The sequence below is a fragment of the Streptomyces sp. A5-4 genome (genome assembly GCF_051131715.1).
Taxonomy (GTDB): Bacteria; Actinomycetota; Actinomycetes; order Streptomycetales; family Streptomycetaceae; genus Streptomyces.
Genome location: NZ_CP178591.1, coordinates 553,735 through 564,318, shown reverse-complemented (window position 1 = coordinate 564,318; position 10,584 = coordinate 553,735). Strand labels below are relative to the sequence as shown.

Annotated in this window: 11 protein-coding genes; 6 read left to right on the top strand and 5 right to left on the bottom strand. The window is 69.5% G+C overall.

Features of this window, described 5'->3' with window-relative positions:
* Window positions 1-2 precede the first annotated feature (2 nt).
* Together ACLLJJ_RS02690 and ACLLJJ_RS02685 are read left to right on the top strand one after the other, a co-directional pair.
* Window positions 3-677: a YveK family protein gene (locus ACLLJJ_RS02690; protein WP_434587633.1), complete on the top strand. Its 675-nt coding sequence runs from the start codon at window positions 3-5 to the stop codon at window positions 675-677.
* Window positions 677-1,828 (top strand): GNAT family N-acetyltransferase, encoded by a 1,152-nt coding sequence (locus tag ACLLJJ_RS02685; protein ID WP_434587632.1) that lies wholly within the window; start codon window positions 677-679, stop codon window positions 1,826-1,828. Before ACLLJJ_RS02690 ends, ACLLJJ_RS02685 begins: the two co-directional genes overlap by 1 nt.
* Window positions 1,829-1,858: 30 nt before the next feature.
* Here ACLLJJ_RS02685 and ACLLJJ_RS02680 read toward each other — a convergent pair whose 3' ends face one another.
* The gene (locus ACLLJJ_RS02680; RefSeq protein ID WP_434587631.1) at window positions 1,859-3,145 is read right to left on the bottom strand and encodes a glycoside hydrolase family 26 protein; all 1,287 of its coding nucleotides are present in this window, start codon (window positions 3,143-3,145) and stop codon (window positions 1,859-1,861) included.
* A 444-nt stretch (window positions 3,146-3,589) separates the two neighbouring features.
* On the opposite strand from ACLLJJ_RS02680, the gene ACLLJJ_RS02675 reads away from it, so the two are divergent.
* Both ACLLJJ_RS02675 and ACLLJJ_RS02670 read left to right on the top strand, forming a co-directional pair.
* Window positions 3,590-4,051 (top strand): tyrosinase family oxidase copper chaperone, encoded by a 462-nt coding sequence (locus ACLLJJ_RS02675; protein WP_434587630.1) that lies wholly within the window; start codon window positions 3,590-3,592, stop codon window positions 4,049-4,051.
* A 19-nt stretch (window positions 4,052-4,070) separates the two neighbouring features.
* Complete coding sequence (locus ACLLJJ_RS02670) at window positions 4,071-4,931, top strand: tyrosinase family protein (RefSeq protein WP_434587629.1); 861 nt, start codon at window positions 4,071-4,073, stop codon at window positions 4,929-4,931.
* A 99-nt stretch (window positions 4,932-5,030) separates the two neighbouring features.
* On the opposite strand, the gene ACLLJJ_RS02665 is transcribed toward ACLLJJ_RS02670, so the two are convergent.
* Both ACLLJJ_RS02665 and ACLLJJ_RS02660 read right to left on the bottom strand, forming a co-directional pair.
* On the bottom strand, window positions 5,031-5,318 hold the full coding sequence (locus ACLLJJ_RS02665) for a chaplin (RefSeq protein WP_434587628.1): 288 nt from the start codon (window positions 5,316-5,318) through the stop codon (window positions 5,031-5,033).
* A 209-nt stretch (window positions 5,319-5,527) separates the two neighbouring features.
* Entirely contained in the window at window positions 5,528-7,024 is a 1,497-nt protein-coding gene (locus ACLLJJ_RS02660; RefSeq protein WP_434587627.1) for a PLP-dependent aminotransferase family protein, read from the bottom strand.
* A 28-nt stretch (window positions 7,025-7,052) separates the two neighbouring features.
* Between ACLLJJ_RS02660 and ACLLJJ_RS02655 the strand changes: the two genes are divergently transcribed.
* Window positions 7,053-7,970, top strand: a complete 918-nt coding sequence (locus ACLLJJ_RS02655; protein WP_434587626.1) for a methyltransferase domain-containing protein — start codon at window positions 7,053-7,055, stop codon at window positions 7,968-7,970.
* Here the strand turns inward: ACLLJJ_RS02655 and ACLLJJ_RS02650 are convergent, their stop codons facing one another.
* A complete protein-coding gene (locus ACLLJJ_RS02650; protein WP_434587625.1) occupies window positions 7,971-8,336 on the bottom strand; it encodes a VOC family protein in 366 nt (121 codons plus the stop codon). It lies immediately after the preceding gene.
* Window positions 8,337-8,598: 262 nt separating this feature from the next.
* Here ACLLJJ_RS02650 and ACLLJJ_RS02645 point away from each other — a divergent pair, with 262 nt between their 5' ends.
* A complete protein-coding gene (locus ACLLJJ_RS02645; RefSeq protein WP_434587624.1) occupies window positions 8,599-9,792 on the top strand; it encodes a glycoside hydrolase family 64 protein in 1,194 nt (397 codons plus the stop codon).
* A gap of 72 nt (window positions 9,793-9,864) precedes the next feature.
* On the opposite strand, the gene ACLLJJ_RS02640 is transcribed toward ACLLJJ_RS02645, so the two are convergent.
* A complete protein-coding gene (locus ACLLJJ_RS02640) occupies window positions 9,865-10,497 on the bottom strand; it encodes a DUF6629 family protein (RefSeq protein ID WP_434587623.1) in 633 nt (210 codons plus the stop codon).
* Window positions 10,498-10,584 lie beyond the last annotated feature (87 nt).

Sequence of the window (10,584 nt, the reverse complement as noted above, 5' to 3'; positions counted from 1 at the left end):
TCATGACCGAGAAGCCCGAACAGCGGCCCGCAGACCACGGACGCATCAGTCGGCTCGTCGCGAAGATCACCCCGCTGCCCGTCTGGTGGCCCCTCCCGGCCTGCGCGCTCCTCGGCACCCTGTGCGCGGGCTCGTACGCCATGCTCACGGCGCCCGAGTACACCGCCACCAGCTACGTCGTCGCCGCCCCCGTCAAGGACGGCGACCCGGGCGCCGCTCTCGGCTACGCCCAGGCCTACGGCCGGATCGCCACCAGTGACTCCACCCTCGCGTACGCGCGCGTGGCCGCCGGAATCCCGACGCAGACCCTGCGCACCCACGTCAAGACGGAGACCTCCCCCGACTCACCGATGATCGCGATCACCGGCACCTCCACCAGGCCGAGCCAGGCGGCGGACATCGCCAATGCCGTCGCCGACGCCGTCTTCGTGAGCAGCAACGGGGTGTCGAAGAACACCGGCGTCAAGCTCCTGCACTTCTCCCAGGCCATCACACCGACCCAGCAGGTCTCGCCGTCCGTCCCGATCAGCGTGGCCGTGGGTGCCTGCGCGGGGGGTCTCATCGGCGGTCTTGTGCTCCTCGTGCGCCCCCGGCGTCATCAGTGGACCCCGTCGACCTCGGTGCCGGCCCCTGCCCACGCGGCCGGGTCCGCCACCGCAGAGCGGGAGCGGGTGTGATGGGCGGGGAGCAGCGGGGCCTCGCCGTCACGCTGTGCCGCGACCCGCGCCGGTTCGCCGAGCTGCGCGAGGAGTGGGACGGACTCCACCGCCGCTGCGCCGCCTCCACCCCCTTCCAGAGCCACGCCTGGCTCCACTCGTGGTGGCTGTCGTACGGCGGGAACAGGCGCCTCCGGGTCGTGCTGGCCCGCCGTGACGGGCGTCTGATCGGCGCGGCGCCCCTGATGCTCGCGCACCGCCCGATGCCGCTGCTGGTGCCCATGGGAGGCGGGATCTCCGACTTCTTCGACGTCCTTGTCGACGACGAGGACGCGAAGAACGCCGTCGTCGCACTGGAACGTGGACTTGACCGCGCCGCCCGGCACGCGGTGATCGACCTGCGGGAAGTACGCCCCGGGGCGGCCGTCGAGCAGCTGTACGACATGTGGGCCGGGCCCCGGTGCCGGCTCACCGACTCGACCTGCATGGAGCTTCCCGCCGAGCCCATCGAAGACCTCGTCAAGCGCATGTCGACGAGCCGGGCCCAGCGCGTGCGGGCCAAGCTGCGCAAGATCGACGCGCTGAAGATCGAGGACCGCGTGGTCGCCGAGCACGAAGTGCCGGACGCGGTCGGGCGTCTGCTGCGACTGCACGAGCTGCAGTGGCAGGGCCGCGGCGTCAACGTCGAGCACCTCAAGCCGCGCTTCGCGCAGCACCTGGTGCGTGCCACCCGGCGCATGGTGCGCGACGGCGAGGCCGCGGTCACGGAGTTCCGGCTGGACGGCGAGGTGGTGGCCGCGAAGATGACCCTCCACTCGGGGCATTTGACCGGCGGCTACCTGTACGGTGCCCATCCGGCTCTGCGGGACAAGAAGGTGGACGTGGCGACGATGCTGCTGCGCCACGACGCGCACCTGGCCACCAGCACGGGCCGCAGCGTTCTGAGTCTGCTGCGGGGCTCGGAGTCGTACAAGAGCCACTGGCGCCCGGAGACGGTCACCAACCAACGGTTGTTGCTGTCCCGGCGCGATCTGGAGCCGCTGCTGCGTCTGCGTGAGTCGCAGGTGACGGCCCGGGACTGGGCCGCCGCGACCGTGAACGGCCGCTTTCCCGTCGTGCGTGAGTGGCGTGAACGGCTGAACAGCCTGCGGGCGGACGGTACGAGGCGCTGACACACACGCCCCGGACCGCCCGCCGGAACTCTAGAACTGCCAGCTCTTCGGCCAGCGGTACTTCGTGCAGATCTTGGTGTCCGCCACCCACTGGTTGACCCAGTCACCCAGGTCCATGGGCACGCACCACTCGTCGGAGTTGGGTACGGGAGTCGGCTCGGTCGGTTTCGGCGTCGGGACCGGTGGTGTGGGAACCGCCGGTGTGGGAACGGCCGGAGTCGGGACCGGTACGGGCTCGACGGGCGCCGGTTGCGCGAACAGCTTCGAGCGGAACACCTGGGACGACTTCGGGTTCTCGTCGCACTGCCAGACACCGTGCGGACAGTAGTCCGTGATGGTCTGGTAGAGCGGCTTGTGCTGGGCGATCCAGTCGAGCATGCGGCGCATGTACTCGGGATTGTCGCCGTTCCTGAAGAGGCCCCACTCCGGATACGAGATCGCCTTGTTGTGGGCGGCCGCGAAGTCGACCTGCTTCTGCAGGCCGTACTCGGCGTTCACCTGGTCGTCGAACGTCCCGCCGGGAGGCTGGTCGTACGAGTCCATTCCGACGATGTCGACGACATCGTCACCGGGATAGCACTCCGTCCACGGGACCGCGTCCCGGCCGCGGTTCGGGGCGAAGTCGAAGCGGAATTTCTGACCGGGAACGGAACGCATCGTGGTGACGATGCGCTTCCAGTACGTTTTCCAGGATTCCGGATCGGGACCGCAGCGGTGCGTATACGTGGTGCCGTTCATCTCCCAGCCGAGGACGACCACCGTGTCCGACGCACCGGCATCGACCAGGTTCGCGGCCAGCTTCCGGAAGTGGTGGTCGAACGCGCCCTGCGCACCGGACCGCAGCATACGGCGGACCTCGGCGTCGGAGACATGGTCCTCGTTCCGCTCCAGCATGGGCACATTGAGCACGAGCATCCGGTCGTCCGCGCCACGTCGCCAGTTCGCCCAGGGACGCAGGAACTCCGGCCGGCCCTCGATGTTCACCCAGAGGTCGCCCGGCAGGTAGGTATGACCGACCTTCAGTTCCGTACCGCCCAGCCAGCGCGACAGCTCGGTCATTCGCTGCACGCCGGCGGACCCGTAGTGCAGATAGGCGCCGACGGCGACGGAGGACTTCGCGGGTGGAATCGTCGCCGGCGGAGTCGGCGCGGCGGGGGTCGGGACTGCGGGGCTCGGAACGGCCGGAGTTGGAGTGTCCGTCCCCGTCGGCGTGGGACCTGACGTCTCGTCTCCGGAAGCACTGCTGCCACCGGCGACGAGGAGACCGGCGACGACTGTCCCGATGCAGGTGCCGGTGATAAGGCGCCGTAGGGGCATGGGACCCTCCTTGTCTGTTGTTCGTACCGACGATTCCGACAGTAGGTGGAAAGTCCTATTAAGGGGCTGCCTGAGTGCTCGTCAGTAGGCCATTGGCGACGCGGCGGGGCTCAATCAGGGCCACCCGGGTGACAGATGGAATTCAAATACCGGATGAGGAGAGCGTGACGAAGTGCCGCCATGATCGTTAACCTTGTTGTCGCATGGGAGTGAGCCTTCCCAACGGTGCAGCCCGATGCCAGCCAGGTGTCGGGCTGCGTCGTTTCGCGGACCTCGGCGACATGGTGCAGACACCTGCCCGCCCCCCCCGGACGAGAACCGTTTCCTTGTCGCCTCGTTGTCAATATCGAGACACGAACGTGTCGGGAGAGCGGACCAACGGGAGGGACGTACGTCATGGGCCGGATCACCAGAACCAGCGCCACACTCGCGCGAGGGGGCCGGTTGACTCGCCGCGTCGTGCTGCGCGCGGCCTTCGCCGTGGGTGTGATCGCGGGTACCGCCGGGGTGCTGGCGCCGATCCTCAGCAGGGGCCCCCGGCCGGGCGCACCGGCGAACAGCGGCCCTGAGGGGCAGTCGGAGCGCTCCACCGAGATGTACCGCGGCAGGCACATCCAGTGGACCGACAGAAGTGCGGTCGCGGGAAAGAACGCGGTGGCCACAAGAACCTCCGGCAGGGCCCAAGGCTCCGGACGGCCCGGTGAGGCCATGACCGCCGTGGCCGACCCGGCCGTCGAAGTGCTCATCGACGGCCGGCCGCTGCACCTCATGAGGCGCGCGGACGGCAGCTATCTGAGCCTGGTGAACCACTACGAGTCGTTTCCGACGCTGCTGGACGTGGCCCGCGCCGCAGTCGACGAGCTGGGGTCCGCCCAGCTGTCGAAGTCTCCTCCGCACAGAATCTGAGCCAGGAGGGCCAGCACCGGTGTACACGCGAAAGAATCAGCGCAACCTGACCAGTACGGAGAAGAAGCGCCTGGTCAACGCGTTCCTGGAAGTCAAGCGCTCAGGGCGGTACGACGACTTCGTCTCCATGCACGGTCAGTACTACGTCTCCGACGGCGAGGACGGGCCGAGGGTTGGGCACATGACCCCCTCCTTCTTCCCGTGGCACCGCAGGTTCCTCCTGGAGTTCGAGCGGGCCCTGCGGGCCGTCGACTCGTCGGTGTCGGTTCCCTACTGGGACTGGACGACGGACAACACTCCCGCCGCGTCGCTGTGGGCGAAGGACTTCCTCGGGGGCAACGGCAGGTCCGGCGACCGGCAGGTGATGACAGGGCCGTTCGCCTACGCCCGCGGGCAGTGGAAAATCAACTCACGGGTCACCGACGGAAAATTCCTCACCCGAAACTTCGGCAGGCCCGCCAACCCGGTCAAGCTGCCCACGAAGAGGGACGTGGCCAAGGCGCTGAGCGATCCCGTCTATGACGCGGCCCCGTGGGACAGCACCGTGGCCAGGGGGTTCCGCAACAAGATCGAGGGGTGGGGAGCCGGGGGAGCCGACAAATGGCTCAACCACAACCGGGTCCACCGCTGGGTCGGAGGCCAGATGTTGGGCGCCACCTCGCCCAACGATCCGGTCTTCTGGTTCCACCACTCCTTCATGGACCTGCTCTGGACGCGCTGGCAGAAGGCGCACCCACGCGCCGGATATCTGCCGCGCAAGAAGCTGCCGGATTCCGACGAGCAGCAGGGGAGAGTCTTCAGCCTCCAGGAACCGATGCCGCCGTGGGACGTGACCCCCGCGCAACTGCTCGACCACAGGAGGTACTACCGGTACGTCTAGCGATGGTACGGCTTGCCGCTCCGGACCCGCGGCACCGCACAGCACTGCGGCCCCCCCCGGGCGTGTGAGGGAGGCCGCAGTACTTGTGCGGTGGGAGGATCAGCCGCCGTAGCCGTCGTGGTGCTTGTCGTAGTGCTTGTCGTGGCTCGAGCTGTTCACACAGGTGTTGCCGAACGCGGGGTTGAGCAGGCCGATCACGTTGACGGTGTTGCCACAGACGTTGACCGGGATGTGGATGGGCACCTGGACGAGGTTGCCCGAAAGGACACCGGGTGAGTGTGCGGCAACACCCTGCGCTTCGGCGTCAGCGGTAGCCATACCGGCTCCACCGGCCATGATGGCACCAGTGCCGGCGATGACGACGGCTGCCTTCGCGATACGCGACATCAGTTCTCCTTATACGATGAAAAGTCGGCCGCAGAGCTTGCGGCCTTCACGGTCCTTCAACGCGGAAACGGACTCGCGGTAACGGATCTCCGGCAAAGTCGTCGATCTGGGCGTATCCGACCGGCTCCGGCCCCGCTCGGCCGCCACGAATGCGCTAGAGCCGCGCGGACAATCCGACGAGCGTTCAGTCGTGGAATCGCCGTATCGCCTCAGAGGTCCTGCAGCGCGGCGCCGATGGTGGCGATGCCATCGGCGATGTCGGTCGGGGCGCTCGCGGCGTAACCCAGGACGAGCCCGGGAGCGTACGGGCGACGGCAGTGCCACGACAGCGGTTGCACCTTGACGCCGCGCCCGAGCACGGCCGTCGCGAGGTCGGTGTCGGCGAACGTCGCGTCAAAGGTGATCGTCAGATGCAGGCCCGCCGCGGCGCCCCGCACAGCCGCGCCGGGCAGGTGCTCCTCGATCGCCTTCATCATCACGTCGCGGCGCATGCGGTGGCGTCTGCGCATGTGACGCAGCCTGCGTTCCATCTCGCCCGATTCCATCAGCCGTGCCAGGGCCAGTTGCGGCAGCACGGCGTTGCCGAGGTCGGTGAACCTCTTGGCCTCGACGAGAGCCCGGTGATACCTCGGGGGAGCGACCACCCAACCCACCCTGAGGGCAGGGGCGAGGAGCTTGGAGATGCTCCCGGCGTAGCAGACTCGCTCGGCGAGCAGCGAGCGCAGGGCGGCGACCGGCGGCCGGTCGTAGCGGTGCTCGGCGTCGTAGTCGTCCTCGATGACGAGCCCGCCCCCGGCGGCCCAGCGCATCAGCTCCCTGCGCCTCTCGCCGTCGAGCACCACGCCGGTGGGGAACTGGTGGGCGGGCGTCACCAGGACGGCCGGGGCGCCGCACGCATGCAGCTCATCGACGCTGATCCCCCGGGAGTCGACCGCGACGGGAGGGGTCCGCAGCTGCCAGTGCTGGAGGTGCTGGCGGGCACCCAGCGACCCGGGATCCTCGACCGCCACCTCCGAGATGCCCTCCTGCCGGAGCACCTGGGCGAGCAGGCCCAACGTCTGCGCGGTGCCGGCGACGACGAGTACCTGATCCGGGTGCACCATGACGCCGCGGTTGCGGGCCAGCCAGTTCGCGACGGCCAGTCGCAGCGCGGGCGCCCCGCGGGGGTCTCCGTAGCCCAACTCGGGCGCCGACGCGCTGCTGAGGACGGAGCGTTCCGCGCGCAGCCATGCGGCGCGCGGGAACGAGGCCAGGTCGGGGACGCCGGGGCTCAGATCGATCCTGGCCGGCGCCGCCCGCACGGCGTCGAAGACGTCCGATCCCGGCTCTCGGGTGAACGGCGTGGCCTGCGGTGACCCGGGTGCGTGAGGTGCGCGTGACGGGCGCGGTGTCGGCGTCGTTACGGGCGCGGCGACGACGGTCGTCCCTGCCCGGCCGCGCCCGGTGATGTGGCCGTCCTCGGTCAGGCGCCGGTACGCCTCGGTGACCACGCCGCGTGACACCCGCAGCTCCGCCGCGAGCGTGCGGGTGGCGGGGAGGCTGCTTCCCACCGGAAGGCGGCCGTCGGAGATGGCGAGCCGCAGGCGGCGGGCCAGCCAGGCGGACAGCTCGCCCGCCGGAGCGTCGTCAACGGTCAGTTGGAGAAAGTCCGTTCCCGGGGCCGGTGTTATGGACCGGTCGATAGTAGATTCTTTGGACCTGTACATCGGACCATTGTGGCGCCATGGTGGAGGCATGGACAGAGCGACAAGATCACCCGCCGACGGCCGCCAAGCGGTGCACGACCTCGCCCCGGACACAGACGACGCTTTCCCGGCCCCGGTCGTCGGCGGGTACGTACATGGGTACTCGGCCCACGAGGCGCGACGGTTGGGCGACCAGGCATCCACGCTGGCGGCGCTGTTGCACGCCGGCACCGCGTACCCCGCCGGAAGCCGGGTGCTTGAGGTGGGCTGCGGGGTGGGGGCCCAGACTTCGCACCTCGTCGAGTCCAGTCCCGGGGCCCACATCACCGCGATCGATGCCTCCGCGGTGTCCCTCGCCGAGGCACGCGCCCGCTTCCGTGACCACCCGCGCCGGGAGCAAGTGACGTGGCGGCAGGCCGACTTGCTCCAACTGCCCTACGCCGATGGGTCCTTCGACCACCTGTTCATCTGCTTCGTGCTGGAGCACCTGCCCGACCCCCGGCGCGCGTTGATCTCGCTGCGGCGCGTGCTGAGGCCGGGGGGCACCGTCACCGTGATCGAGGGAGATCACGGGTCGGCGTTCTTCCACCCCGACAGCGCCGACGCGCGGGCCGTGATCGGTCACCAGATAGCGCTCCAGGCGGCAGCCGGTGGCAACGCGCTGGTCGGGCGGCAGCTGCATCCGCTGCTGACCGCCGCCGGCTACGACGACGTCGCCGTCCGGGCCCGTACTGTCTACGCCGACTCGACCCGGCCGGCCCTGGTCGAGGGCTTCACCCGCAACACCTTCATCGCGATGATCGAAGCCGTCCGGGACGACGCACTGGCCGCGGGATTCACCGACGTGGCGGGCTGGGACCGGGGCGTCGCCGACCTGCGCCGGAGCGCGCAGGACGGCGGCACGTTCCACTACACGTTCGCCAAGGGCCACGCCGTGAACCCCGGCCCCGCCCCGCGGGAGCCCTAGCTAGGGGGCGTCCGTCGGGGGCTGGTGCAGGCCGAAGGCGGAGCCCTGGTCGTCGTGGCAGAGCTGGAAGCGGCCGAACCGGGCGACCGACGCCTCGTCGCCGCCCAGGTCGATGTCGACCGTCCCGCCGAGCTCGCGGACCCGTTCGACCGCGGTCCTCATGTCGTCGACCTTGAAGAACAGGTACGGGTTCGCCCCCGCGTCCCCGCCGTGCAGGCCGCCGGGGACCGTGGGGGTCCGGATCGCGAACCCGCCGCCGTCGGACGGGCCCGGATCGAAGGCCCAGCCGAACAGGCCCGCGTAGAATGTGCGGGCCTGTTCGGCGTCGCCGACGCCCAGTTCGAAGAAGGAGATCTCGCCGGCCATCACTGGCTCCCGCCATCCGTACGGAGGCTGTGCTGTCCCTCCACCGTAAGACCGGCCGCGCCCCGCCGCATTGAGGGCGCACTCGGCCAAGTTGGTCTAGACGATTGACATGCTACGCTCACCGCGCAACTCTGAGAGCGCTCTCAAGGGAGCTCTGGAGTACCTCCCCCCGCCCCACGCGACCACCGAACGCGACTGGCTCGCGTGCGGCGCCGGTACTTCGCACTCTGCTCCAACGGGAATTGCCTCGAGGAGGAAGAACGTGCTTGCCAGATGGAAAACACTGAGATCGTTCGTGGCGGCTGTGCTCTTTGCCGCAGGGTTCACGGCTGTCGCCGCCGCGGCCCCCGCCCAAGCTGTCCCCGCGACCGTCCCGCTCCAGATCACCAACAACTCCGGCCGCAGTGACCCGATCTACATCTACAACCTGGGGACGCAGCTTTCCACGGGCCGGCAGGGCTGGGCCGACGCGAACGGAACGTTCCACCCCTGGCCCGCCGGTGGCAATCCGCCCACGCCGGCGCCCGACGCCTCGATCGCCGGACCGGCCAACGGCCAGACCAGGACGATCCAGATGCCGAAATTCTCCGGCCGGGTCTACTTCTCGTACGGTCAGAAGCTGGTGTTCAAGGTGACCACCGGCGGCCTCGTGCAGCCGGCGGTGCAGAACCCGTCCGACCCGAACAGGAACATCCTGTTCAACTGGTCGGAGTACACCCTCAATGACTCCGGGCTGTGGCTGAACAGCACACAGGTCGACATGTTCTCCGCGCCGTACTCGGTCGGTGTCAGGCCGGTCGGTGGAGCCGTGAAGACCACGGGGCGCCTCAAGCCGGGCGGCTACAACGCGTTCTTCTCCGCCCTCAGGGGTCAGCCGGGCGGCTGGGGCGGTCTGATTCAGACGCGCCCCGACGGCACTGTGCTGCGCGCGCTCGCCCCCGGTCACGGCATCGAGTCCGGCGCCCTGCCCACCTCGGTCATGGACGACTACATCAACCGCGTGTGGAGCAGGTACAGCTCCTCGACCCTGACCGTGACGCCCTTCGCGAACCAGCCGAACACCAAGTACTTCGGCAGGGTCTCAGGGAACGTCATGAACTTCACCAACGGCTCCGGAGCGGTCGTCACCTCGTTCCAGCGGCCCGACGCGGACAGCATCTTCGGCTGCTACAAGCGGCTGGACGCGCCCAACGACCTGGTGCGCGGCCCCATTTCACGCACTCTGTGCGCGGGATTCAACCGCTCCACGCTTCTGACCAACCCCAACCAGCCCGACGCGAGCAGCGCCAACTTCTACCAGGACGTGGTGACCAACCATTACGCCCGGAAGATTCACCAGCAGATGGTCGACGGCAAGGCGTACGGCTTCGCCTTCGACGACGTCGGCGCGCACGAGTCACTGGTGCACGACGGCAATCCGCAGCAGGCACTCATCTCGCTCGACCCGTTCAACTAGGGGTGTCCGGCCGATCTCCCCGGCAGCGGCCCCCCTGCTGCCGGGGAGTTGCCCTGTCGGCGGGGAGGTTCCTCACGCGGGACGGGCTTGGCGGTCCTCCGGCCGGCGCCGCACCCACACCAGCAGGACGACGGAGGACACCGCGGCCACCGCGCACCAGGTGGAGACGAACTCCAGCCGCCACAGCAGCGCGCACACCACCGCCCCGGCCGCGGTCAGCGCGCCGAGCAGCCGCAGCAGCGGATCGCCGGCGAGCAACAGGGAGCCCACGGTGGCGAGGAGGTAGCCCGCGATGAGCAGGGGAGCGTTCGGCAGATCGAGGACGTAGCCCATGGTGTGGCCCCGCACTTCCGCCGAGACCGGCCGGCCGATGAGGCAGTACGTGAGCACTGCCCCGGTGACCAGCCCGACCGCCGCCGGGGCCGGCAGACGGCGCCGGCGGCGCGCGGGCGCGGCCGTCAGGACGCCCAGCGGCACCCACCACGCCAGCAGCGGCAGGGCGATGACGGCCCAGGCCGTGGTCGCGGGGCCCGCGCCGCCGCCGGAGCGCCAGACGACGGCCTCGACCAGCTGGTGGACGCCGAGGAGCAGCGGCAGCGCGGCCAGCGGAAGGTCGCGCACCCGACGCAGCCGCGCCACACAGGCCACCCCTACCCCGGCGATGCCCGCGCCCGCCACGAGGTCGGCCGTCGCGCTCCAGCACATCACTTCACCCGAGTTCCGGAATCATGCTAAGGCGTAGCATTACGGTGCTTACCGTACGACTTCGTGATCGCCTGCGGCGGTGACACC